At 69.8% G+C, this 23,978-nt stretch carries 25 protein-coding genes; 12 read left to right on the top strand and 13 right to left on the bottom strand.

The annotated features are described in order from the left end of the window. Nucleotides 1-37: 37 nt before the first annotated feature. From ASG71_RS01365 to ASG71_RS01345, 5 genes are all read right to left on the bottom strand, one after another. Nucleotides 38-886: a universal stress protein gene (locus ASG71_RS01365; protein ID WP_056736335.1), complete on the bottom strand. Its 849-nt coding sequence runs from the start codon at nucleotides 884-886 to the stop codon at nucleotides 38-40. 180 nt (nucleotides 887-1,066) lie between these two features. After that, a complete protein-coding gene (locus ASG71_RS01360) occupies nucleotides 1,067-2,230 on the bottom strand; it encodes a YihY/virulence factor BrkB family protein (protein WP_414826637.1) in 1,164 nt (387 codons plus the stop codon). An 81-nt stretch (nucleotides 2,231-2,311) separates the two neighbouring features. Beyond that, on the bottom strand, nucleotides 2,312-2,908 hold the full coding sequence (locus ASG71_RS01355) for a DUF3618 domain-containing protein (RefSeq protein ID WP_056736334.1): 597 nt from the start codon (nucleotides 2,906-2,908) through the stop codon (nucleotides 2,312-2,314). Between the two features lie 15 nt (nucleotides 2,909-2,923). Further along, a complete protein-coding gene (locus ASG71_RS01350) occupies nucleotides 2,924-3,325 on the bottom strand; it encodes a phage holin family protein (protein ID WP_082574804.1) in 402 nt (133 codons plus the stop codon). 26 nt (nucleotides 3,326-3,351) lie between these two features. Next, on the bottom strand, nucleotides 3,352-4,230 hold the full coding sequence (locus ASG71_RS01345) for a hypothetical protein (protein WP_056736332.1): 879 nt from the start codon (nucleotides 4,228-4,230) through the stop codon (nucleotides 3,352-3,354). A 181-nt stretch (nucleotides 4,231-4,411) separates the two neighbouring features. On the opposite strand from ASG71_RS01345, the gene ASG71_RS01340 reads away from it, so the two are divergent. Further along, on the top strand, nucleotides 4,412-5,371 hold the full coding sequence (locus ASG71_RS01340) for a spermidine synthase (protein WP_056736330.1): 960 nt from the start codon (nucleotides 4,412-4,414) through the stop codon (nucleotides 5,369-5,371). Nucleotides 5,372-5,399: 28 nt separating this feature from the next. Here the strand turns inward: ASG71_RS01340 and ASG71_RS01335 are convergent, their stop codons facing one another. After that, entirely contained in the window at nucleotides 5,400-6,317 is a 918-nt protein-coding gene (locus tag ASG71_RS01335) for a LysR family transcriptional regulator (RefSeq protein ID WP_056736328.1), read from the bottom strand. A 133-nt stretch (nucleotides 6,318-6,450) separates the two neighbouring features. Here ASG71_RS01335 and ASG71_RS01330 point away from each other — a divergent pair, with 133 nt between their 5' ends. Both ASG71_RS01330 and ASG71_RS01325 read left to right on the top strand, forming a co-directional pair. After that, the gene (locus tag ASG71_RS01330; RefSeq protein ID WP_056736323.1) at nucleotides 6,451-7,827 is read left to right on the top strand and encodes an MFS transporter; all 1,377 of its coding nucleotides are present in this window, start codon (nucleotides 6,451-6,453) and stop codon (nucleotides 7,825-7,827) included. Between the two features lie 76 nt (nucleotides 7,828-7,903). Beyond that, a complete protein-coding gene (locus tag ASG71_RS01325) occupies nucleotides 7,904-8,653 on the top strand; it encodes a 3-hydroxybutyrate dehydrogenase (RefSeq protein ID WP_056736322.1) in 750 nt (249 codons plus the stop codon). A 122-nt stretch (nucleotides 8,654-8,775) separates the two neighbouring features. On the opposite strand, the gene ASG71_RS16855 is transcribed toward ASG71_RS01325, so the two are convergent. Further along, a complete protein-coding gene (locus ASG71_RS16855; RefSeq protein WP_157366154.1) occupies nucleotides 8,776-9,039 on the bottom strand; it encodes a hypothetical protein in 264 nt (87 codons plus the stop codon). A 264-nt stretch (nucleotides 9,040-9,303) separates the two neighbouring features. Between ASG71_RS16855 and ASG71_RS16515 the strand changes: the two genes are divergently transcribed. Then, a complete protein-coding gene (locus ASG71_RS16515) occupies nucleotides 9,304-9,702 on the top strand; it encodes a HesB/IscA family protein (protein WP_162254036.1) in 399 nt (132 codons plus the stop codon). A 31-nt stretch (nucleotides 9,703-9,733) separates the two neighbouring features. Here ASG71_RS16515 and ASG71_RS01320 read toward each other — a convergent pair whose 3' ends face one another. Both ASG71_RS01320 and ASG71_RS16510 read right to left on the bottom strand, forming a co-directional pair. Continuing rightward, on the bottom strand, nucleotides 9,734-10,153 hold the full coding sequence (locus ASG71_RS01320; protein WP_235563899.1) for a hypothetical protein: 420 nt from the start codon (nucleotides 10,151-10,153) through the stop codon (nucleotides 9,734-9,736). Nucleotides 10,154-10,158: 5 nt separating this feature from the next. Next, nucleotides 10,159-10,368, bottom strand: coding sequence for a hypothetical protein (locus ASG71_RS16510; RefSeq protein WP_157366152.1), 210 nt, complete (start codon nucleotides 10,366-10,368; stop codon nucleotides 10,159-10,161). A 331-nt stretch (nucleotides 10,369-10,699) separates the two neighbouring features. On the opposite strand from ASG71_RS16510, the gene ASG71_RS01310 reads away from it, so the two are divergent. The 4 genes from ASG71_RS01310 (at nucleotide 10,700) to ASG71_RS01295 (ending at nucleotide 15,465) form a co-directional block, all read left to right on the top strand. After that, nucleotides 10,700-11,578 (top strand): IclR family transcriptional regulator, encoded by an 879-nt coding sequence (locus tag ASG71_RS01310; RefSeq protein WP_235563898.1) that lies wholly within the window; start codon nucleotides 10,700-10,702, stop codon nucleotides 11,576-11,578. Between the two features lie 156 nt (nucleotides 11,579-11,734). After that, nucleotides 11,735-13,462: a urocanate hydratase gene (locus ASG71_RS01305; RefSeq protein ID WP_056736311.1), complete on the top strand. Its 1,728-nt coding sequence runs from the start codon at nucleotides 11,735-11,737 to the stop codon at nucleotides 13,460-13,462. Between the two features lie 8 nt (nucleotides 13,463-13,470). Further along, entirely contained in the window at nucleotides 13,471-15,063 is a 1,593-nt protein-coding gene (gene hutH, locus ASG71_RS01300) for a histidine ammonia-lyase (RefSeq protein ID WP_056736309.1), read from the top strand. A 165-nt stretch (nucleotides 15,064-15,228) separates the two neighbouring features. Continuing rightward, complete coding sequence (locus ASG71_RS01295) at nucleotides 15,229-15,465, top strand: hypothetical protein (RefSeq protein ID WP_056736307.1); 237 nt, start codon at nucleotides 15,229-15,231, stop codon at nucleotides 15,463-15,465. An 83-nt stretch (nucleotides 15,466-15,548) separates the two neighbouring features. Here the strand turns inward: ASG71_RS01295 and ASG71_RS01290 are convergent, their stop codons facing one another. Further along, nucleotides 15,549-15,785: a hypothetical protein gene (locus tag ASG71_RS01290; protein WP_200947914.1), complete on the bottom strand. Its 237-nt coding sequence runs from the start codon at nucleotides 15,783-15,785 to the stop codon at nucleotides 15,549-15,551. Nucleotides 15,786-15,975: 190 nt separating this feature from the next. Between ASG71_RS01290 and ASG71_RS01285 the strand changes: the two genes are divergently transcribed. Then, entirely contained in the window at nucleotides 15,976-17,280 is a 1,305-nt protein-coding gene (locus ASG71_RS01285) for a cation:proton antiporter (RefSeq protein ID WP_056736305.1), read from the top strand. Nucleotides 17,281-17,317: 37 nt separating this feature from the next. On the opposite strand, the gene hutG is transcribed toward ASG71_RS01285, so the two are convergent. Together hutG and ASG71_RS01275 are read right to left on the bottom strand one after the other, a co-directional pair. Further along, the gene (gene hutG / locus ASG71_RS01280; RefSeq protein WP_056736304.1) at nucleotides 17,318-18,277 is read right to left on the bottom strand and encodes a formimidoylglutamase; all 960 of its coding nucleotides are present in this window, start codon (nucleotides 18,275-18,277) and stop codon (nucleotides 17,318-17,320) included. 180 nt (nucleotides 18,278-18,457) lie between these two features. Then, nucleotides 18,458-19,900, bottom strand: coding sequence for an NCS2 family permease (locus ASG71_RS01275; protein WP_056736303.1), 1,443 nt, complete (start codon nucleotides 19,898-19,900; stop codon nucleotides 18,458-18,460). Between the two features lie 113 nt (nucleotides 19,901-20,013). Between ASG71_RS01275 and ASG71_RS01270 the strand changes: the two genes are divergently transcribed. Continuing rightward, nucleotides 20,014-20,688 (top strand): copper resistance protein CopC, encoded by a 675-nt coding sequence (locus tag ASG71_RS01270; protein ID WP_056736302.1) that lies wholly within the window; start codon nucleotides 20,014-20,016, stop codon nucleotides 20,686-20,688. 46 nt (nucleotides 20,689-20,734) lie between these two features. Here the strand turns inward: ASG71_RS01270 and ASG71_RS01265 are convergent, their stop codons facing one another. Then, nucleotides 20,735-21,388 (bottom strand): hypothetical protein, encoded by a 654-nt coding sequence (locus ASG71_RS01265; protein WP_056736301.1) that lies wholly within the window; start codon nucleotides 21,386-21,388, stop codon nucleotides 20,735-20,737. A 285-nt stretch (nucleotides 21,389-21,673) separates the two neighbouring features. Between ASG71_RS01265 and ASG71_RS01260 the strand changes: the two genes are divergently transcribed. Together ASG71_RS01260 and ASG71_RS01255 are read left to right on the top strand one after the other, a co-directional pair. Then, nucleotides 21,674-22,708: a universal stress protein gene (locus tag ASG71_RS01260; protein ID WP_056736298.1), complete on the top strand. Its 1,035-nt coding sequence runs from the start codon at nucleotides 21,674-21,676 to the stop codon at nucleotides 22,706-22,708. Nucleotides 22,709-22,819: 111 nt separating this feature from the next. Continuing rightward, nucleotides 22,820-23,911, top strand: a complete 1,092-nt coding sequence (locus ASG71_RS01255; protein WP_056736296.1) for a LolA family protein — start codon at nucleotides 22,820-22,822, stop codon at nucleotides 23,909-23,911. Nucleotides 23,912-23,978 lie beyond the last annotated feature (67 nt).

Here is a 23,978-nt window from a genome sequence, read left to right as displayed (position 1 = left end):
CTATCCGGGGCTGCGGCCGCAGGGCCGGAGCCCCGGCTCAGCGGGTGATCAGAACATTGCAAGCGGCCTTGTGCAGGACCGCCGAAACGGTGTTGCCGATACCGCCCTCGCGGCGGTGGGTGCCGAGGACCAGCACGTCCGCGTCCTCGGCGGCTTCGACGAGTTCCCTGCCTGCCGCGCGCCCCTCCGCCAGGGCGCCGGTAACGGCCAGGTCCGGGTTGAGGCGCCGGGCTTCCTCCACGGCATAATCCAGCAGTTCCGCACCGCGCAGCGGGGTGTGGCGGCCGTGCGCGGGAGCCCGGTTGCCGTCCTGATCGACGTGGATCAGATGCAGCGCGCCCCCGACGGCGGCGGCCAGGGCGGCGGCCTGCGCCACCACCGCGGAACTCTCCGGGGCGGCGTCGACGCCGACAGCGATGGGTTTGCCCGGCAGCTGCGGCCGGCGGATCACCATCAGCGGGCAGGGCGCGGAGCCGGCGAGGTCCAGGCACACCGAGCCGGCCAGGTGTCCAAGGACCCCGCCCATGCCGCGGCTTCCAACAACGAGCAGGGCGGCATCTTTCGCCGCCAGGCGCAGGACCTGCGCAGGCAACCCGGCCTCCATGACGCCGTCCACGTCGAGCCCGGGGTCCACGCCCCGGGCCAGGCCGATGCCCTCGGCCAAGATGGTTTCGGCCGAGTGCCGGAGGCCGCTGCCTGCGACGCCCTGGACCGGACCGAGGTCCTTAGTGAACATGGGCCAGACCCAGGCATGCACCACCCGCAGGGACATGCCCCGGACGGCGGCGTGCTCGGCGGCCCAGCGGACGGCCAGCTGGGAGGATTCGGAACCGTCGTACCCTACGGCGACGGCCGGGGTCCGGGAACCTGCTGCGGGTGCGGACATGGATCCTCCCGGATAGGCGGACATCGCACCCCCAGCGGTGCGTGTGCCCATTACAGCCGGAGCAGTGTTCCGCGGCTAGGGGCTTTGGGCCCTGCGCCCGTCCGGACGCCCGGCCGCAGGCCCGGACCGGCGCCCGCCACTAGCCCGGCACTAGCCCGGGACCGGCGCCGGGCCGGGCGCCTAGTCCCGGGACCGGTCCCGCGCCTGACCGCGCGCAGGATCATGCGTGCCGTCCTGCGCTGCCGCGTCGGCGCTGTGCTCTTCGCGGAGTTCCCGGCCGCGCCGGATGTCTTCCTCTTCCTTGGCCTGCAGCTTGTCGCTCTTTTTGGTGTCCCTGGGCGGCAGCTGAATGGTTTCCTCGGCCTCGATGCCGGCCTGGAGCTGGCGCCCGCGCTCGGTTTCGGCGTCGAACTCCGCACCGAAGAGCAGCGACATGTTCAGGATCCAGAGCCACAGCAGCGCGATGATCACACCGCCGATGGCCCCGTAGGTCTTGTTGTAGCTGCTGAAGTTGGCGACGTAGAAGCCGAAGGCCAGGGAGGCCAGCAGGAACACGACCAGCGCGATGGCCGAGCCCATGCTCATCCAGCGGAACTTCGGCTGCTTGACGTTGGGGGTGGCGTAGTACAGCAGGGCGATCGCGAGGATGACGAGGACCAGCATCACCGGCCACTTGGCGATGTTCCACACGGCCAGGAAGGCGTCGCCCAGGCCGAGGAGGTTGCCGACGGATTCGGCGACGGGACCGCTGAGCACCAGCATCGCGGCCAGCACGACCACGATCAGCAGGTTGACCAGGGTCACGCCGAGGATGGTCCCGCGCAGCTTGATGAACGTCCGGCCCTCATCGATTTCGTAGACCCGGTTCATGGCCCGGGAGAACGCGCCGACGTAGCCGGACGCGGACCACAGGGCGGTAAGCAGGCCGATGACCAGCGTCAGGCCGGCCGCGGAGGAGCTGGCCAGTTCCTCGACCACCGAGCGGAGCGTGTCCACGGTCTGGCCGGGGGCGATGCCCTGGACGACGTCGAGCAGCGCCGAAGTGGTCTTTTTGGGATCCCCGAACAGCCCCAGCAGGGACACCAGCGCCAGCAGGGCCGGGAAGAGGGAGAGCACCGCGTAATAGGTCAGGGAGGCGGCGAGGTCCGGGCACTGGTCCTTGGTGAACTCCCGCAGGGTCTTCTTCGCAATGTATTTCCAGGACGGCTTCGTCACGTCCGACGGGCTGTCGGGCTTGCGCGTGTCCTCAGGGGCGGGTGCCGTGCGTGCTTTGGCGGTGCTGCTCTCGGTGGTTTCGGCGTCCTCCATGGAGCCAGTTTCCGCGCTGCTGGTGTTCTTGGCCATCGGAATCTTCTTTCGTGGTTAAGCGCAGCGGCCGGTCGCCCTTCGCGTCAGCGGGGGCAACCGGCCGTCTACCGGGTCGGGTCAGGCCTGCTGGACGTTGTCCTTGGCGTCCACGGCGCGGTCCTTCACGTCGGAGACGGCGCTCTGGCCTTCCCCCTTGACGTTTTGGGCGGCGTCGGTGGCCGTGGCCTTGACGTTCTCCATGGCTTCTTGGGCCGGTTCCCGAAGCCCCTCGGCGACGTTCTTGGCCGCGTCGGTCAGCTCCGTGGTGAGCGGTTCCGCCGCGGACTTGAGCGCGTCGGCGGCTTCCCGTTCCTTGGTGCTCGCCGGGATCAGCGAGGACACCAGCAGGCCGGCGCCGAAGGCGATCAGCCCTGCTGCGAGCGGGTTGCCCTGGGTCTTGACCTTGGCCTGGTGCGGCGCATCGGCGACTGCGGAACCGGCGTCGTTCAGGTGGGACGCGGCGCTTCCGCCCGCGGAATGGACGTTCCCGGCGGTGTGGTCGGCTGCTCCCATGACTTTCTCCTTCACTCCGAAGACGGCGTCTTTAACCTTGTCCGTCTGGCGGTGGACGATGTTCGACGGGGTGACCTTGTCAGCCACAGCGTCAACGTTGGTTCCGAGCCGGGCGCGGGTTGCTTCAATGTCGGCGCGGATTGCATCTGGGTTTTCACTCATTGTGTCTTCCTCGCTTTAGTGGCTGGGCTTGAGGGTCGGGGGGATTTCCTGGATCGTCTCGGCGGTCTGGGGCATGCCCTTGATCGCCTTGAGTTCCTTGCGGCCGATCGAGGCCAGGACGGCGGCGATGATGCCCCAGATGACCGCGACGACGACGCCGGACCACCCGAGCCCCATCAGTGTTCCCAGCCCCCACCAGAGAGCGAGGGAAAGGAACAGCAGGACGAAGTGGCCCGCGACGCCGGCGCCGGCGAGCATGCCGCCGCCCTTGCCGGCCCGGCTGGTGGACTGCTTCAGCTCGGCCTTGGCCAGTTCCACCTCCTGACGCATCAGGGTGGACATGTCGCGGGTGACCTCACCGAGCAGGTCGCCCAGGGAGGTGGTCTCCGCCTTGACGTGGGCCTCTGTGGGAGGCATCGGGGTGCCCGTGGGCATGTCGGCGCTCATCGACGGCCTCCGTCGAACGGATCCTTACGGTCGGGGTCGATGGCCGGATCGACGCGGTAGGGGTCGGCAGCGAGCGGATCGCTCGCCCACGGATCGGCGGCGGTTCCGGACCCTTCCAGCGGGCTGGGCGGGTAGGTTTCGGCGCCCGTGGTGGCCGGGTAGGCGCCGGCGGTGCCCGCCGTCGTCGTCTCCGGGTACGTCACCGGCGGCGGCGGGACGGCGACGCCGGCATCCGGAACCCGGGTGACCGGGGCGGCGTGCTGCGGGCCGGCCTGGGCGGTGCCTGCGGACGTCGTCTCCGGCGCTCCGGCGCTCAGGCTCCGGCTCAGCCGGCCGGCCAGGATGCCGGCGCCGGCGGCGGCCAGCAGGAAGGTGCCGGGACGCTGGCGGGCGAAGGACTTCACTTCGTTCAGGAGCGATCCCGGGTCGCGGTTATCGAGCCAGCTCGCTACCGAGGAGGATCGCTCGGCGGCCTGACGGATCAGGTCGGTGGCGACACCGGGCTGCTCCGAGGAATCGGCCATGCTGTGCAGTTCGCTGGAGATCGACCGAAGGCCCTGGGCAGCCTTCTGCTGCTGGGTCCCGGCCTGAGCGGTGAGATCGGTCCGCGCCTGGTGCAGGAGATCCTTGGCGTTGCTCTTGACCTCCCCGGCGACGTTGGCCGCTTCGGCCTTGGCGGTTTCGGTGACGTTGTGGGCCGCGTCCGCGGCCTGCCGGGTCACTTCGCCGGCCTCGCCCTTGGCGGCGTCGGTCTTCGAGGACGTCCCGGTGGAAGCGGTCGGGAACGTCGAGGTCTGCCGCAGATCCGGCTCCGTCCCCTGCACTGTAGCGGGAGTGCCGTAGCTGCCGTCCTGGGGCCACTGGTTCTCTGTCATCGTCGCTCTCTTTCCTTGTAGATCTGCCGCCGGCGGTCAAACCAGCAGCGGCGAACTCGAATAGTAAGCATGATTACTATCGAATGGTAAGCACGCTTCTCATCTGATTTCAAGGAGAAACCGAAAATCGTCCGAACAAGGGCGGCTAGGGTAAGAGCATGAGTACGACGGCGGACGGCTGATGGCCAAGCGGGGGAGGGCGGCCGGCCGCAGCGCGGCAAGTCCCGCGCCCGGAGTGGTGGAGCTGCCGCGGGGTTCGCGGCCGGACGGACCCGTCGCGGGCGTGTACTACATCGACACCGGAGACTGCGAGCTGGTCCCGGACCAGGACAATTCGACCGGCTGGCTGCTGCGGATCAACGGCGTGATGAGTTCGCACATCGACCTCGCGGACCCCCTGTTCCTGGACTTCGAGTACATGCGCTGGATCGCCGCGCTGGTGGAATCTCGCTGGCCGCCGGCGAACCGGCCGCGGCTGCGCGCCCTGCACCTGGGCGGCGGAGCCTGCTCGCTGGCCCGCTACTTCCATGCCGCCTACCCCGAAGCCCGCCAGGTGGTGGTGGAACTGGACGGCAAGCTCGCCGAGTACGTCCGCGGCTGGTTTGACCTGCCCAAGGCGCCCCTGCTGCGCCTGCGGGTCGGGGAGGCCCGCGAGGTCACCGAGTCCCTGACGGCGCAGACACGCGACTTGATCATCCGGGACGTCTTCGCCGGTTCCCTGACACCGCGGCCGCTCACGACGAGCGAATTCACCGCGCACGCCAAACGCGTCCTTGCTCCGGACGGTATCTACGTGGTGAATTCCGGCGACGCCCCGGCCCTGGCCAACGCCCGCGAGGACGCCGCAACCATCGCGGCAGCGTTCGCCCACACGGTGATCATCGCCGACCCGGCCATGCTCAAGGGCCGGCGCTACGGCAACATGATCATCGCCGGCAGCGACGCGCCCCTCGGGGCCGATCCCGGCCTCGCCCGGCGCCTGCTCGGCGGCGCGGTCCCCGCCCACATCTGGGACGACGCCAAGGTCCGCGCCTTCGCCGCCGGCGCCATGGTCCGCCACGACCCGCCGGCTCCGGCCGCGCAGCCCTACGAGCGGGCCGCCGCGCCGCCGGACGCTCCGCCGTCGTCGACCGCCCCGTAGCGGCCCTTATGCGGCCCCGGCACGGCGTCTACGGAGCAATCGATCCGGCCCCGGCGCGGCCCAGCAGCGCCTCGCGGTGCGCCTCGGTCTGCTCGCGCAGGGCCTGGACGACGGCGGCGACGGCCGGCCGGCGCATCGAGTCGGGGCGCAGGACCATCCAGTAGGGGAGCAGTTCGGCGAACTCCTCCGGCAGCAGCCGCACCAGGTCCGGGTGCAGGTCCGCGGCAAAACAGGGCAGGAAGCCGATGCCCGCGCCCGCGCGGGTGGCCTCCACGTGCACGAAGACGTTGGTGGAGCTCAGTCCGTCGCGCATGGTCGGCACCAGCCGCCGCGGGGCGTCGAGGTCATCCACCTGCAGCATCGAGTCGACAAAGTAGACCAGCGGATGCGCCTTCAGTTCGTCCACCGACGTCGGGGTCCCGTACTCGGCCAGGTAGCTTTCGGAGGCATACATACCCAGCATGTACTCTCCCAGCCGGGCCGCCTCCGCCCGGTGCACCTGCGGCTCGCCGACCACCACCTCGATGTCCAGGCCGGAGCGCTGCTGCAGCGCCCGCCGGGTGACCGTGATGATCTCCACGCTGAGCCCGGGGTGGTGCCGGCGCAGCCGGGCCACCGCGGGCGCCGCAATGTAGGCGCTGAACCCGTCTGTGGCCGTCATGCGCACGACGCCGGTGACCGGGTCCGGCGTCGTCCCCGGCTTCTCCAGCGAACGCACCGCGCCCTCGACCTGCTCGGCCACGGCAACCGCGGCGGCGCCGAGTTCGGTCAACTCCCAGCCGCCGGAGGCCCGGGAGAGCACCCGCCCGCCGAGGGCCTTTTCCAGCGCCGCGATCCGCCGCGAGACGGTGGTGTGGTTCAGGCCCAGCACTTGCGCCGCCGTCGTGAACTTCGCCGAACGGGACACCGCCAGCAGCACCAGGAGATCGTCGGGATTCGCATTCATATCTGCAATTCTGCACATAGCCGGTGCCCGTTTGGCCATTGAATCGCAGAAAATGTGCGGCAATACTCGATGAGGCCCATTTTCAGTGCCGTGCATCACAGCGCGTGTCATCGTGGACACTAAGGAGAACTACATGAGCGTAGACCAACGCTCCGCAACACCCCCCGCCGCAGCCGCCAAGGGCGCCGGCCTCAAGAAAATCGTCGCCGCCTCGATGGTCGGAACCGTCGTGGAATGGTACGAATTCTTCCTCTACGCCACCGCCGCCACCCTGGTCTTCGGCAAATACTTCTTCCCCGCCACGGGCAACGAGCTCGACGGCATCATCCAGGCGTTCCTGACCTACGCCGTCGGCTTCGTGGCCCGCCCGCTGGGCGGCATCGTCTTCGGCCAGATCGGCGACAAGCTCGGCCGCAAGCCCACCCTGCAGCTGACCATCGTCATCATCGGCGTCTCCACCTTCCTGATGGGCTGCCTCCCGGGCTTCGCGGAACTGGGCTACCTCGCCCCGGCCCTGCTGGTCTTCTTGCGCTTCATCCAGGGCTTCGCGCTGGGCGGCGAATGGGGCGGCGCCGTGCTGCTCGTGGCCGAACACAGCCCGAACGCCTCCCGCGGGTTCTGGTCCAGCTGGCCGCAGGCCGCCGTGCCGGTCGGAAACCTGCTGGCCACGCTGGTCCTGTTCATCATGTCCAACGTCCTCAGCGCCCCCGACTTCCTCGGCTGGGGCTGGCGCGTGGCGTTCTGGCTGTCCGCCGTGATCGTGTTCGTCGGCTACTACATCCGCACCCACGTCTCCGAGGCTCCGATCTTCCTGGAGGCCAAGGCCCAGCTCGAGCAGGAACAGGCCGTCAGCTACGGCGTCCGTGAAGTCATCCGCAAATACCCCAAGGGCATCCTCCAGGCCATGGGCCTGCGGTTCGCGGAAAACATCATGTACTACCTCGTGGTCAGCTTCGCCATCGTCTACCTCAAGAGCGTGCACAAGTACGACACCTCCTCGCTGCTGCTGGCGCTGCTGATCGCCCACGTCATCCACTTCCTGGTCATCCCGCAGGTCGGCCGGCTCGTGGACAGCTGGGGCCGCAAACCGGTCTACCTGGTCGGCGCCATCAGCGGGGCCGCCTGGCCGTTCTTCGCCTTCCCGATGTTCGACACCCGCAACCCGGCCATCATCGTGCTCGCCGTGACGATCGGCCTGTGCCTGCACGCGTTCATGTACGCCGGCCAGCCAGCCCTGATGTCCGAGCTGTTCCCGACGCGGATGCGCTACGCCGGCGTCTCGCTGGGCTCCCAGGTCACCTCGATCTTCGCCGGCTCGCTGGCGCCCCTGCTGGCCACCGCATGGCTCAAGGACACCGGCTCCTGGCTGCCGACGGCCATCTACCTCGTGGTGGCCTGTGCCATCACCACGGCGGCCGTCCTCAGCCTGAAGGAAACCAAGGGCATCGCCCTGGAGGACGTGGACCGGGCCGACGCCGAACGCGAGGGACTGGTCCCGGCCGGACGCTGAACTGCTTGACTCGTCACCGGAGGTCGGTGGACCGTTTGACTCGAACCGTGTGTCTCTACGAATGGAAGGCTGGGTAATGGAAAATTCACTCAATGGCCGCAAGGCCCTGGTTACCGGCGGCGCGGGCGGGATCGGCGCGGCCAGCGTCCGCGCCCTGGCAGCGCGGGGAGCAAAGGTGGTGGTTGCCGACGTCGACGAAGCCGCGGCGTCCGCCCTCGCCGACGAGGTCGGCGGCACCGCCTGGGCGGTGAACCTGCTCGACGTCGACGCCCTGCAGACGCTCAGCCTGGACTGCGACATCCTGGTCAACAACGCCGGGATCCAGCGGATCAGCCCGATCGAGGACTTTGATCCGGCGGACTTCCGCCGCCTGATCACCCTCATGCTGGAAGCCCCGTTCCTGCTGATCCGGGCCGCGCTGCCGCACATGTACGCCAACAACTTCGGCCGGATCATCAACCTGTCCTCGGTCCACGGGCTGCGGGCGTCACCGTTCAAGAGCGCCTACGTCTCCGCCAAGCACGGCCTGGAAGGGCTGAGCAAGGTGACGGCGCTGGAAGGCGGCGCGCACGGCGTAACGTCCAACTGCATCAACCCCGGCTACGTCCGGACGCCGCTGGTCGAGTCGCAGATCGCGGACCAGGCCAAGGTCCACGGCATCCCCGAGTCGGAGGTGCTGGCCAAGATCATGCTCACCGAGGCTGCGGTCAAGCGGCTGGTCGAGCCGGAGGAAGTCGCGTCGCTGGTCGCCTGGCTGGCTTCGAACGACGCCGGCATGGTGACCGGCGCCAGCTACACCATGGACGGCGGCTGGTCCGCCCGGTAAATCCCGGCGCCCTCGCCCCCACTGGAACCCGTCCGGACGTCAGCGTCCGGGCGGGTTCCGGCGTTGCGGGGCCTTACGCACTCTGTTGAGCGGCGGCCTCGAGACCCTGGCCGCAGCAGGAATCAGCGGAGGGCTTCGACGTCGCGGTGGTCGAAATACACCAGGGTGCCGGCCGGAGTCCCCGGGATGCGCAGCCCGACAAACGGCGCCCGGATGACCGTGACGGTTCCGGTGCGGCGGCCGTTGAACGGGTCGTCCCCGGTAACCACGTCCCCGATCCGGAAGGGCGGATGCGTCCCACGGAGGCGGCCGGCTGCCCGCCCCAGGAGGCGTGCGACGCGCGCCGCCTGCCGGGGAGGTGCGGGATGTGCTGAGGAAATGCCCATCGGACGGCTCCTTGCCTGCGAACGACGTTCATTCGCGGGGGACCGGAACGGGTGGGCGGGCTCCCCAGCCTTGCCGCCTGTGTTCCGGTGCCCCCGTCCGCCCACTCTACGAATTCGTCTCGCCAGTAACACGAGTAACATTTACTCCTTCTCCACCCGGCATTACGTGGACGGCGGCGCGGGATACTCGGGTGGGGTTGCGGTTGCGAAACCCACGGGGGTTCATTGGTGCCCAGACGGTTGCGCATCGTTAGAGTGGCCGCCATGAGCGAGACAATCTATCCGCCGTTTGCCGTGACGGCGGCTGCCGTCCGGCAGTTGGCAGATCTCGGCGGCAGCGCCCGCGTCGACGTGCAGGCGGGTGGATGCTGTGGGCGCACGTATGTCTTCACCCAGGACCCTCTTGAGGACGGGGATTCCCGCTACGGCTGCCCCGGCGCGGAACTCTATGTCAGCGCCACGGCAGGGGCGGTCCTCGCGGGCGCGACACTGGACTACAGCGATCGGATCAAACCGCCCCGGTTCCGCGTAATTCGGAACCCCAACACCCCGGAACGGTGCCCCTGCAACCGCTCCTTCGGTCGCCCTTGGCCGGGAAAAGGACAGCCGGAGTGCCGCTCCCGGTGCTCCATGCCGTGGGACGCCGATCCGCCCGAGCGATGAGCCCTGAGGCGGCCCGCCGCCCCGGCGGACTTCATCCCTCCCGGCTGAGGAACGCTCGGGCGCGGGTGCGGGTGCCTGCCGACCCGGACCGGAACTGGCGTCGCAGATTCCGCCAGTGGATGGCCACCGCCAGCACGATAAGCGGGACGTGGATCGCCGGGAGGTTGTGGGCAAACCACTTCGGCAAATAGATGTCCGTGACGGACCCGTGGCTGTCGCCGAGCCGTTGCGCCACAGCCGTGAGCGGGCAGTGGAAGCCGTTGCCCGCAAAGACTGCGGTTTCGGCGAAGACCACGGTCCCGGCGACGGCCGCCCTCCGGTCCGAACGCCCCCGGATTCCGGCGTAGAGGACGTAGACAATCGCCGCTTCGATCGTGAACCAGGCCAGGGTGTGGACAGCCTTGACGGCTTTCAGCTCCGCCTCCTGCAGCCCCGGGCGCGAAATATCCACGGCCGTCACCCGGTCTGCTGCAGGGCAAGGACGATGATGGCGGCGTTGATGCCCAGCCCGATCAGCCACCACCGATTGAAGGTGAGCACCAGCAGGGCGGCAGAAATTCCGGCACCGGCCACGGTGACCGGGATGCACCACGGTGCGGCCACCAGTAGGCCCAGGCCGCCCAGCCCTAGCACCGCCCCGGCGGCGAGGGCCAGTGCAACAGCCAACCGGCGGACTTCCCCGGCGAACGGGGACCGGCAAACGTGTAACGGGGCCTTTGCCTCCGGCCGCGGCAGCCAGATCGCGAGGTGTACCAGGCCGTGGGCGATCAGAAACAATCCTGCGATCCAGCGCACGGCGGTCCTCCTGATGTCCGGGTGGATTCGTTCAGCGAAGCACCGCGGGCGGGGTCGGACAAGGGCCGGAAGTCCGCGCACCGGAGCTGCCGTTGTCTGATATTGCAGACACTCCGAGCCGTGGCGCGAGTTCTAATGGCGAAAGAGGGCCGCATGCTTAAGTACGGGATACCGGACACCATTCGACGCCGAAGAGGATCACATGACTGCAGCCACCCCGCCCCGTGAAACGGCCGGCACCGCGCCCGCGCCGGCCGCTGCGCCCAAGGCCGCCGCTCGAACGGCCGTCAGGCCGGCGTCCAAGGTGCCGGCGGCAGAGAACACCCTGCGCATCCTGAAACTGCTGGCTTCCAAGCGCGGGCCGATGGCGGCGTCGAACATCGCCACCTCCCTGGGGCTGCCGCGCTCCAGCGTCTACCACCTGCTCGGCGTGATGGAGGCGAACGGCTTTGTGCTGCACCTGCACGAAGAGCAACGCTACGGCCTCGGCATCAGCGCCTTCGAACTCAGCTCCGCCTACTCCCGCCAGGAGCCGCTCTCCAGGCTCGGCCGGCCCATGCTCGCCTCGCTCGTAGACATGATCGGCGAGAGCGCCCACCTGGCCGTCCTGCACGGCCGGGACGTGCTCTATATCGTCGAGGAACGGGCGAAAAACCGCCCCTCGCTAGTGACCGACGTCGGCGTCCGGCTGCCCAGCCACCTGACCGCGAGCGGCCGGGCGATCCTTGCGGTGCTGCCGAAGTCGCAGGTCCGGGCGCTGTACCCGAACGCCGCGGCGTTCAGCACCCGGCACGAGACGGAATCACCCATCACTAAGTACTCCGCGCTGTCCTCCCACCTGGACCGGGTCCGGCAGCGCGGCTACGCCACCGAACACGGCGAGATCACCCCGGGGTTCGGCTCGATCGCGGCCGCCGTCACGGACCACACCGGCTGGCCGACGGCCGCCGTCGCCGTGACGTTTCTGGAGGACAAGCTGCCCGCGGACCAGTGGCCGGTGCTGGCCGCGCGGATCAAGAAGGTCGCGGACGAGCTCTCGCTCAGGATCCACGGGCGCCCCAGTCCGGCTGGCCCGCAGTAGCTCCGGCGCGCGGCCGCCGAAGCGCATCCAGCCGCACCCGGCGGGTCTGGTATCCCGGACAGGGCCGTCCGAAACCCTCTGTTTGCGGGGTTCCGGACAGGCTTTAGTTGATACAGAACCTCTCCCCGGAACCACACGAGACACGAAGGAGCCCCCATGGCACCCGCCGATTTCACCACCGGTGCCCGCCCGGTCAAAGCCGCCCGCGGCACCGAGCTCACCGCCAAGAGCTGGCAGACTGAAGCCCCGCTGCGGATGCTGATGAACAACCTGGACCCCGAGGTCGCCGAACGCCCGGACGACCTGGTGGTTTACGGCGGCACCGGCCGTGCCGTCCGGTCCTGGGCCGCGTTCGACGCAATCACCCGCACCCTGGAGACGATGGGGAAGGACGAGACCCTGCTGGTCCAGTCCGGCAAGCCGGTCGGCGTTTTCCGCACCAACGAATGGGCCCCGCGGGTGCTGCTGGCCAACTCCAACCTCGTCGGCGACTGGGCCACTTGGCCCGAATTCCGCCGGCTCGAGGCCGAGGGCCTGATGATGTACGGCCAGATGACCGCCGGGTCCTGGATCTACATCGGCACCCAGGGCATCCTGCAGGGCACCTTCGAGACCTTCGCCGCGATCGCCCGCAAGCTCACCGGCGACGAGAACGGCACCCTCGCCGGCACGCTGACCCTCACCGGCGGGTGCGGCGGCATGGGCGGCGCCCAGCCGCTCGCCGTGACCCTCAACGAAGGCGCCTGCCTGATCGTCGACGTCGACGAGACCCGGCTGCGCCGCCGCGCCGGCAAGCGCTATCTCGACGAGGTCGAAACCGACCTCGACGCCGCCATCGCCAAGGTCCTGAAGGCCAAGGAGGAGCGCCGCGGCTGGTCCGTAGGCTATGTCGGCAACGCCGCCGAGGTCTTCCCGGAGCTCCTGCGCCGGCACAACGCCGGCGAGCTCACCGTGGACATCGTCACGGACCAGACCTCGGCCCATGACCCGCTGAGCTACCTGCCCGAGGGCATCACGGTGGAGGAGTGGCACCGCGAAGCCGCCGCCGACCCGGATGGCTTCACCAAGAAGGCCCAGGCGTCGATGGCCAGGCACGTCCAGGCCATGGTCGAGTTCCAGGACGCCGGCGCCGAGGTCTTCGACTACGGCAACTCCATCCGCGACGAGGCCCGCAAGGGTGGCTACACCCGCGCCTTCGAGTTCCCCGGATTCGTCCCGGCCTACATCCGTCCGCTGTTCTGCGAAGGCCTGGGCCCGTTCCGCTGGGTCGCCCTTTCCGGGGACCCCGAGGACATCGCGGTCACGGACGCGGCGATCAAGGAGCTCTTCCCGGAGAACAAGCACCTGCACCGCTGGATCGACGCCGCGGCCGAGCGCGTCGAATTCGAGGGCCTGCCGGCGCGGATCTGCTGGCTCGGCTACGGCGAACGCGCCAAGGCCGGCCTGCTGTTCAACCAGCTCGTCAAGGACGGCAAGGTCAAGGCGCCCATCGTGATCGGCCGCGACCACCTCGACTCCGGCTCCGTCGCCTCCCCGTACCGCGAAACCGAAGCGATGGCCGACGGCTCCGACGCGATCGCCGACTGGCCGCTGCTCAACGCCCTGCTCAACACCGCCTCCGGCGCCACCTGGGTCTCCCTGCACCACGGCGGCGGCGTCGGGATCGGCCGCTCGATCCACGCCGGCCAGGTCTCCGTCGCGGACGGCACCGACCTCGCCGCGCAGAAGCTCGAACGCCTCCTCACCAACGACCCCGGCATGGGCGTCATCCGCCACGCCGACGCCGGTTACGACCGCGCCGTCGAAGTCGCCAAAGAACGCGGCGTCCGCATCCCGATGACCGAGTCCAAGGACTCTGCAGACTCCGCAGAAGCAAAGAAGTAGGAAACCCAATGACCATCACCACCCACGAACCGCTCACCGTCACCCTTGGCTCCAGCGGCGTCACCCCCGAGGACGTCGTCGCTGTCGCCCGCCACGGCGCGCACGTGACCATTGCCCAGGACGCCCTCGACGCCGTCGCGAAGGTCCGCGCGCACATTGACGACCTCGCCCACAGCGAGGTCCCGGCCTACGGGATCTCCACCGGCTTCGGCGCCCTGGCCAACCGGCACATCCCGACCGAGCTGCGCACCCAGCTGCAGAAGTCGCTGATCCGCAGCCACGCCGCAGGCATGGGCCCCGCGGTGGAACGCGAGGTGGCCCGCGGCATCATGTTCCTGCGCGCCAAGACCCTCGCCTCCGGCCGCACCGGCGTCCGGCCCGTGGTGCTGCAGACCATGGTCGATGTCCTGAACGCCGGCATCACCCCGGTGGTCCGCGAGTTCGGGTCGCTCGGCTGCTCGGGCGATCTCGCCCCGCTCTCCCATGTGGCCCTCGTGCTGATGGGCGAAGGCGAAGCCACCGGCCCCGACGGCGAACTGTACGGCGCCGCCGGCACCCGCCCGGTCTCGGAACTCCTCGCGGCGCACGGGATTGAACCCGTCACCCTGGCCGAGAAGGAAGGCCTGGCGCTGGTCAACGGCACCGAAGGAATGCTGGGCATGCTGCTGATGGCCATCGCGGACCTCCGCCAGCTGCTCACGACGGCGGACATCACCGCCGCGCTCAGCGTCGAGGCGCTGCTCGGCACCGACCAGGTGTTCCTGCCCGAGCTGCACGCCGCGCTCCGCCCGCACCCGGGGCAGGCCGCGTCCGCGGACAACATGCTGCGGGTGCTCGCCAACTCCCCGATCGTGGCCTCGCACCGGGTCAACGACACCCGGGTCCAGGACGCCTACTCGCTGCGCTGCGCCCCCCAGGTGGCCGGAGCGGTCCGCGACACCGTCGACCACGCCGCCCTGGTGGCCTCCCGCGAACTGGCCGCCGCGATCGACAACCCGGTCGTGCTGCCGGACGGTCGGGTCAGCTCCAACGGCAACTTCCACGGCGCCCCGGTGGCCTACGTGCTGGACTTCCTTGCCGTCGCCGTCGCCGACCTGGGCTCCATCGCCGAGCGCCGCACCGACCGGATGCTGGACCCTGCCCGCTCGCACGGCCTGCCGGCCTTCCTGGCCGCCGACCCCGGCGTCGACTCGGGCCTGATGATCGCCCAGTACACCCAGGCCGGGCTGGTCTCGGACAATAAGCGGCTGGCCGTCCCGGCGTCGGTGGACTCGATCCCGAGCTCGGCGATGCAGGAGGACCACGTCTCGATGGGCTGGCACGCTGCCCGCAAACTCCGCCGCGCGGTGGAGAACCTGCGGCGGATCCTGGCGATCGAGCTGGTGACCTCCGCCCGGGCCCTGGATATCCGCACCCAGCTCTCCGACGGCGAACTCACGCCGGGCCCGGCCGGGTCCGCCGTCATCGCGGCACTCCGCGACGTCGTCGAGGGCCCGGGCACCGACCGGTTCCTCTCGCCCGAGCTGGAAGCCGCGGACCGGCTCGTCGGTTCCGGCGCGGTCCGCGCAGCCGCCGAATCCGCCGTCGGAAATCTGGCCTGACAACAAAGAAAATACGCGGCGGAACGGCATTTCCGGTCCGGGCGGAAATGTTCGGCAACACGGCGGGCAGCGCAGGAAGAAATGTAGTAGGAATATGACCAAGACCACACCAATGACGTTGTGGCACAAAACCACAAACAGGAACCTACAAAGGGGTAGAAGTTCATGAAAGCACGCGGGACGGTTCTGTACAGGCGCACGGCGTTCGCCGCCACGGTAACCGACTGGAAGAGCCTGCGGGCCGGGGACCGGGTGGAGATCGTCAAACACGCGCAGGTTCTGGCGGCCGGGGACGTGGAGGAAGTGTCCTCCAGCGGCAACGTGCTCTGGCTGGTGCCCGAGGCGCCGTCGGAGGCCCAGTTGTTCCTCAAGTCCGACGGCGTCCAGGTGCGGCGGAGCTAGCCGGCAACAACAAGAGGCAGGGGCCGGCGGGGAACGATCCCCGCCGGCCCCTGCCTCGTCTGTCCCAGTTGGGACCGGTGGAACTACGCGGCGGCAGCCTCGCGGGTTTCGCCGAAGGGAACCGTCTCGTCGAGCGCCACGGTGTACGCACCCGGCTCGTGCCTGGTGACCGTGATCCCGCAGCGGCGGTCCCGGGCGGCCGAGGCGATCAGCGTGTTGACGGCGTTTTCGAGGCCATGGTGGACCTCGTGGGCGCTGGCGAACGAGAGCTTGATGGACGTGGCCTCGGAGGCCTCGGTCCGCATGGTGTGTGTGTTCATTAACTGGTCTTTCCTAGAATCAGGCCGGTTGGCCACCCTCTATTCTAATGGCTGCGGCGTGGCGTCCCAGCCTTGGGCGGATAGTGTGCAGTCAGCGGTATATCTTGGGGAGTGAGGGGCGCCGTTCTGTCTGGAACGGCGCCCCGACCCATTCCGGGGACGCTCCCGGTCGCGGCAGGAGGGCGTTCCCATGTTTGAAGGACCCAGCGTCGCGTTCGTGGCGGCGGGAATCGCCGTTTTCGTCGCAGCCGTGCTGCCCAAGCTGCTGCGCAACATGCCGCTCTCGATGCCCATGGTGTTCCTGGGCGCGGGCATGCTGGCATTCACCCTGATGCCCGGCCTGCCCAACCCGGACCCCCTGCAGCACGGGGAGTTCGTCACGCACCTGACCGAGGTCTGCGTCATCATCTCGCTCATGGGCGCCGGGCTGGCGCTGGACCGGCCCGTGGGCCTCCGCCGCTGGTCGACGACCTGGCGGATGCTGGGCCTGGCCATGCCGCTGTGCATCATCGGGCTGACCTTGCTGGGCCTCTGGTTCCTGGGCCTCGGCCTCGGCGCCGCGCTCCTCGTCGCGGCCGCGCTGGCCCCGACCGACCCCGTGCTGGCCTCCGAGGTCCAGGTGGGGGAACCGGCCGACGAGGATGAGGCAACCGAGCGCGAGGATGAGATCCGCTTCGGACTGACCTCCGAAGCCGGGCTGAACGACGGGCTCGCCTTCCCGTTCGTCTACCTGGCCATCGCCATCAGCTTTGTCGGCGCCGCGCCGTCGGGCTGGTTGGGGAACTGGCTGGCCGTGGACGTGCTCTGGCGGATGGTGATCGGCGTCCTGCTGGGCATTGGCACCGGCAAGCTCCTGGGCCGGCTGTTCTTCTCCGCCCGGCACGAGAGCATCCGGCTGTCCAACCACTCCGAGGGGTTCGTGGCGCTGGCGGCGACGTTCCTGGCCTACGGTGTGACGGAGCTCGCCGAGGGGTACGGCTTTGTCGCCGTCTTCGTCTGCGCCGTCACCATCCGTGCCGCCGAACGCACCCACGGGTTCCACCGGGTCATGCACTCCTACGTGGAGCAGCTCGAGCGGCTCATGACCGTGGTGATCCTGGTCCTGCTGGGCGGGGCGATCGCCCGCGGCCTGCTGGCCGGAATCGGGTGGACCGAGGTGCTGGTGGCGCTGGCCTTCCTGTTGCTGGTGCGCCCGCTGGCCGGCTGGATCGGACTGGCCCGGGGCAAGACCGGGCCGCGGGAACGGATCGCCATCGCCTTCTTCGGGATCCGCGGCATCGGCTCCCTCTACTACCTTGCCTTCGCCCTGGGCCACGGGAACTTCGGCGCCGAGGCCCAGGAGCTCTGGGCCTTCGTGGCCCTCGTGGTGGCGATGTCCATCGTGCTGCACGGGGCCACCACCGCGCCGGTGATGAACCGGCTCGACCGGCTGCGTGAGCGCCGCGCGGTGGAAAAGCACGGCGACGAGGGCCAGGCCCCGCATACGGCCATCTGAGCGGCCCTTCCGGCGGCGCGGGGCGGCGGCCCGCCGGCTACCGCAGCAGCGTGTTGATCAGCCGCGCGGCCACCTTCGCGGTGCGGCCGTCGACGTCGAATTCCGGGTTCAGTTCCGCGACGTCCAGGTGCAGCAGCTTCCCGCTCGCGGCGACCTGGCGGCAGACGGCGCTGATCACCGGCAGCGGGACGCCGTAGGCCGCCGGCGCGCTGACCCCCGGCGCCACGGACGCCGGCAGCACGTCCAGGTCGATCGTCAGGTACACGGCATCCACCCCGGCCAGGAAGGCGGAGACGAACTCCGCCGCGGCCTCAGCGGAGCAGTCCTCGTCCAGCAGGTAGTCCACGCCCAGTTCCCCGGTGGTCCGGAACAGCGCGGCCGTGTTGTTCGGCTCGGAGATCCCGACGACGGCGTACCTCAGCTCCCGGCCCGCGGCGGCCTCGGCGCGGGCCATCTGCAGGAACGGGGTGCCGGAACTCGGCGCCGGCTCGTCCCGGAGGTCGAAGTGGGCATCGAGGTTCAGCACGCCCACCCGCAGGCCATCGCGGACCGCAGCGGAGCCGGCCACGCCCAGATAGCTCGCGAAGGCGGTCTCATGGCCGCCGCCGAGAACCACGGGGAGGGCGCCGGCGTCGAGCAGCGCCGTGATGGCGAGCCCGGCCCGCGCCTGGCCGGCCTCCAGCGCGTCGCCGGCCACGGTGACGTCGCCGGCGTCGTGGACTTCGCGGTCGAGGTGGAAGGCGAGCGGGGACAGTGCCGCCCGGAGTGCCGCCGGGGCCGCCGCCGCCCCTACCCGGCCCTTGTTGCGCCGCACGCCGGCGTCGCTGCCGAAACCGAGGATGACGGCGGGCCGCGCGCCGACGGGCGCGGCGGGCAGCGGGTGTGCCGCGTAGGGCGCCACGGCCTGCCACCAGCGGCGGTGGTCGGCGCCGTCGCCGTCGAACCGTCCGGTCCAGGGCTGCGGCGGAACATCAACGGTGAGGGCGGGAGAAAGCATGCTCCAAGCTCACCGCAGCCCGGCCCGGAAAACCAGCAGCGCCGCCGTCGGAGTGTCCGGAATCCCGGAAACCCCGGTGGAAACGCCGCTTAAACGCCGCCGAGGTGGCAGTTCACGGCAATGTTTTCGAGAAACACTGCCGCGAACTGCCACCTCGGCGGAGGGGACGGTGCGGAAACCCTAGTGGATGCCGAGCGCCGCCTCGATCGGGCCGATGCCGAAGAACAGCAGGAACGCCGCGGCCACGGCCCACATCAGCGGGTGGACTTCGCGGGCGCGGCCCTGGAAGAGGCGGATCAGCACGAAGGAGATGAAGCCTGCGCCGAGGCCGTTGGCGATCGAGTAGGTGAACGGCATGAGGGTGAAGGTCAGGAAGGCGGGGATCGCGATGCCCCAGTCCTGCCAGTCGATCTTGCCGACCTGCGAGACCATCATGAAGCCGACGACGACGAGCGCCGGTGCCACCGCCTCGAACGGGACGAGGTTGATCAGCGGGGTGAAGAACATGGCGACCAGGAACAGCAGGCCGGTGACGATCGAGGCGAGGCCGGTGCGGGCACCTTCGCCGATGCCGGCGCCGGATTCAACGTAGATCTGGTTGGAGGAGACGGACGCGCCGCCGCCGACGATCGCGCCGAGGGCATCGATCTGCAGCACACGGTCCACGTTCGGGATGTTGCCGTCCTTGTCGATGGTGCCGGCCTCGGTGGCTAGGCCCACCATGGTGCCCATGGCGTCGAAGAAGATGCTCAGCAGGATCACGAAGGCCAGCAGGGTCGCGGCGACGAAACCGAGGTGTTCGAAGGCGCCGAACGGGTTGGCCTTGCCGATCAGGGACAGGTCCGGTGCAGCCCACTCGGTGAACTTCGGGGCCACCAGGGACCAGCCCTGCGGGTTGTAGTTCTTGCCGTCGAAGCTGGGCCCGATGTGCAGGGTGAATTCCAGGATCACGGAGAGGATGGTGGAGGTGACGATGCCGATCAGGATGGCGCCCTTGACCTTGCGCACCACGAGGGCGATGGTGAGGACCAGCCCGACGACGAACACCAGCGTGGGCCAGCCCAGGAGCTTGCCGTCGAAGCCGAGGCCGACCGGGACGGTGGTGCCGGCGACGTCGGGGATGCGGCGGACGAAGCCGGCGTTGACCAGGCCGATCAGGGCGATGAACAGGCCGATGCCGACCACGATCGCCGTCTTCAGCCCCTCCGGAACGGCCTTGAAGACCGCGGTTCGGAAGCCCGTGAGCACCAGGATCAGCATGGTGACGCCGGAGAGGACCACCAGGCCCATCATGTCCGGCCAGGTCAGGCCCGGGTTGGTCGCGACCGTGACCGCGACGAAGGCGTTGACGCCCAGCCCGGTGGCCAGGGCGAAGGGATGCTTGGCCCAGGCGCCCATCAGGATAGTCAGGATGCCGGCCGCGAAGGCGGTGACGGCTGCCACCGCCGGGAAGCCGAGCGTGCCGCCGGAGGAGTCGGCGCCGGAGAGGATCAGCGGATTGAGCACCACGATGTAGCTCATGGCGAAGAAGGTGGCGAACCCGCCGCGGATTTCGCGGGAGAAGTTCGACCCCCGCTCGGAAATCTTGAAATACCGGTCGAGTGCAGAGCCCTGCTTAAGCATTGGTCCTCCGGGAGGGAAAAAGGGTGTCGCCTAAATCCTATTAGGCCCGGGCGCACCCTCCCGCCAATCTCGCCTAGTCTGTAAGGAAGCCAACACCAAGGAGTGCCTTCGCCATGCCCAGCATCCGCCAGTTTCCCCACGCCGTGCTCAAGGCCATCCTCGCAGCCGCCGTCCTCCTGTCCGCGGTGCTGCTCGGGGCGGCGCCGGCGTCGGCGCATGACGCCGTCGCCTCGACCAGCCCGGCCGACGGTGCGTCCGTGCCGGTCCCGCCGCAGCAGGTGCAGCTGACCATGAGTGAACAGCCCCTGGCCCTCGGCACCCAGGTCAAGGTCAACGACGGCGCCGGCACCAACTGGGCCGAGGGTGCGGTCGAGATCAAGGGCAACGTGGTGTCCCAGAAGCTGAAGGAGGGCGCGTCGGCCGGGGCGTTCACCGTGCAGTGGCGGGTTTCCAGCTCCGACGGGCACCCGGTCGAGGGCACCTTCACGTTCACCGCGGCCGCGCCGGCAAGTGGAAGCACGACGTCGGCCACGTCGCCGGCGGCCGGGACGGCCCCCGCGGCCGGCAGTGTCCCCACGCTGGGAACCGCCCAGCCGGGGACCACCGTGGCGCCCACGCCGGCGCCGGACGCCTCGCAGCCCTTCCCGTGGAGCATTGTGATCTTCGTCGCGGTGGCCGTGGGCTTCCTCGTGGCACTGGCCCTGATGGCCAAACGGCGCCTCGATGATCGGGACGGCGACGACGGCGCGCGCGCCGGCAGCGCCCCGGGCGAGGGGCAGCGGGACTAACCGGGAGACTGCAGCCCGCGGGCTGCACCCGGCCGGGCTTCCGGGCCTAAGCGGGCAGTGCCAGCCCGCCCGGAAGCAGGGCGGGAACGCCGTCGGAGTTGACCTTCGCGGAAATTGCCTGCCCGACGAGCTTCGCCTGGCGCAGCACTTCCTTCGGCGTCGGGGTGATCAGCTCGCCCACGCCGACCAGGTACATCCCGATGGCGTGCATGGCGGCCATGAGGTTCTGGCCGGCTGCCACGCCAAGCTCGGCCAGCATCCGCCGCAGCTGGCTGTGCGCGCACCGGGTCAGCACCAGGTGGTCCGCGTAGAGGATGCCGCCCGGGGTGCTGACTGCCCAGTGCTGGGCGGTATTCCCCGGGACGGGCAGCTCGTGTCCGCCGGCCAGCGGGCCGTCGGCGTCGAGGTGGTCCAGCTGCAGGGCGCGGACGTTGTTCCGGACATCAAGGTTGTGGCTGGCAGCGTAGTTCCGCAGGTGGCGGAGGATTTCGTTGCGCTCCCGGAGGGTGGCGGCGTCCGCCGCGTCGCACCGCTGCAGTGACGAGGTGTTGGCCGGATTACCGGCGCCCAGCAGGTCGAGTCCGTCCACCACGATGGCTTCCACCCCGCGGCGCTGCAGCTCGCTGGCTACCGCCAGCCCGGACAGGCCGGTGCCGATCACCACGGCGCTGGTCCGCTCGATTCCGCCGCAAACAGGCATGCTCGACACTGCGGAGTCCTTCCTCGAATAACGCCGGTTCCGGGCCATTCCCGGAACGTCCTTCCCCGGCCGCCCGGCCGCGCTTCACCCGGAAGCGGCGATCTGAAAGACGAGTCTCGGTTTAGTAACGCCTCAGAGGATACCCAAGATTCTGCGCCCTGAACAGGGTTGCTCCGGGACCGGTTACTTCCCCGTTTTCCGGCTCCCGGCGCCCTGCGCGCCGCGCCGCGGCACTTCTGGCAGAATAGCCGCAACACAGCCACGAGACGCGAGGAGGCGGACCCCATGGCCCGAGAACAGGTGCACCCGGATTCGGCCGGAGACTCCGCTGGCGCGCGTCCGGCGCCCGGGGGCATCGTCGTCGGCGTGGATGGTTCCGACCACAGCCATTGCGCCCTCGTCTGGGCCGCCCGCGAGGCGCAGCGGCGGGGTCGTCCGCTCCACATCGTCACTGCCTACTCGGTGCCGGTCTTCGCCGCATCCGGCCTGGACGGCGGCTACGCCACGGTCGATGACTCCGTGATCCGCGAAGGGGCCGAGGCCATCCTGAAGCAGGCGCTGGACAAGGTGGCGCGGTACAGCATCGACGTCGACGCTTCGGTGGAGAACGGCGACGCCTCCGGGGTGTTGCTGGAGCTGTCAGAGAGCGCGGAACTGCTGGTGTTCGGCACCCGCGGCCGCGGCGGCTTCGTGGGCCGCCTCCTCGGTTCGGTCAGCAGCGCGCTTCCCGCGCACGCCAAGTGCCCCACCGTCACGGTGCCGCTGGTCTGCGGCGACCGGCTGGGCGAAACCACCGACGACAAGCACGTCCGGGCCGAGCGGGAGAAGGCAGGCAACCAGCCGGTGGAAAACGTCGTCGTCGTCGGCGTGGACGGCTCGGACCAGGCCCGGGTGGCGGTGCTCGAAGCCGCAGCCCAGGCCGAGCGCCTCTCCGCGCCCCTGCGCCTGGTCTGCGCCGTACCGCAGTACAGCGGATCGCTCGCCTGGGTGCCGGCCCCGATGGACCGCGAGGCCCTGTTCGCCGATATCCGGGTCCAGCTCGACGCCGGGGTCGCATGGCTCAAGAGCCACTTCCCCCGGCTGGAGGTCCAGACCGAGCTGGTGGACGGCTCCCCGGTGGACATCCTCGTGGACGCCAGCCGGCACGTTGAACTCGTGGTGGTGGGCACCCGGGGCCGGGGCGGCTTCGCCGGGATGCTGCTTGGATCCACCTCCGACGGCATCCTGCACCATGCCAAGGGGCCCGTCATGGTCGTCCCGGACCGGGAGGACCCGCGGCTGGCCGACCGGCCCAGCTTCGGCCCGATGCTCGGCTCCTGACCGGCCAGACACAGCCGCGGGACCGGCACTGCCAATGACGGCGTCCCGTGATCCCGGCCCGGGACAGGCGTAACCTTGAGGTATGAGCTGCCATGACGGAGCGCGGTCGTAATGACCCGCAAGTGGTTGCGCTGGCTGCCAGCCGCAACCGTTCCCGCTGTAATTGCCGCCGGGGTGCTGGCGGGTTCACTGCCGGCCAACGCCGGGGACCCGCTGCCCGACAAGTCACCTGCGCAGGTGCTGGCCCTGGTCGCCGGGCACCGGGACGCGGCCTTCTCCGGAACCGTGGAGCAAACTTCCAGCCTGGGCCTGCCGGAACTGCCGCCGGCAAGCGCCGGGGGCGATACCGCCTGGCTGGAGCTCCTGACCGGGCCGCACACCGCCCGGGTCTACCGGGGCGGGCCGGAGCAGGCCCGGATCCAGGTTCTGGACCGGTTTGCCGAGCGGAACGTGGTCCGGAACGGGCAGGATCTCTGGTTCTACAACTCCAAGGACAACACCGCGGCGCATGCGAAGCTGCCGGCCGGTACCCGCCCGGAACCGCGCCAGGATGCCGTTCCCCAGCCGGACCGGCTGGCCGAGGCGCTGCTGGCCCGGCTCGGGCGCAGCGGTGATGTCACCGTCGGGCCCGAAGCCGAGGTTGCCGGCCGCGCGGCGTACCGGCTGGTGCTGACACCGCGGTCCTCCACCAGCCTGCTGGCTGCCGTGGAGATTTCGGTCGATGGCCGCAACGGCATGCCGCTGGGCGTGCAGGTGAAAGCCCGGGGACAATCGGAGCCGGCGTTCAGCGTCGCGTTCAGCAAACTCTCCCTCGAGGCCCCCGATGCCTCTGTCTTCCGGTTCAGCCCGCCACCGGGCGCCGCCGTCAAGGAGTTGCCGGTGCCGGACCACAGGGCCGGAGACACGAAGCGGCCCGGCCCTAACGCGCACGGCAAGGTACATCCGAAGGGCGAGGCGAAGGTCAGCGGCACAGGTTGGGAGTCGGTCGTCGAGCTGCCTGCCGGGGCGTTTGCCGCCGACGCAGCCCGCCAGCAGGGCGGCAACGGCGACGCCGCCGCGCTGCTGGCGAAGACCGCAGTCCCCGTTCCCGGCGGCAAGCTGCTTTCCACCGCCTTGCTGAACGTGTTGATCCTCGACGACGGGCGCGTCCTGGCTGGCTCCGTCCCGCTGGAGCGGCTCCAGGCCGTGGCCGCCGGCCGGTGACCGGCGTCGGCCCCGCCGCGCCGACGGCCACCGCCGCGGGGGCCGCGGTTCCTGACGCGCCCCCCGC

Source organism: Arthrobacter sp. Soil763 (assembly GCF_001428365.1).
In the GTDB taxonomy this organism is placed as follows: Bacteria; Actinomycetota; Actinomycetes; order Actinomycetales; family Micrococcaceae; genus Arthrobacter.
Note: the sequence above shows the minus strand (reverse complement) of the source record. Positions and strands in the feature narration are given on the sequence as shown.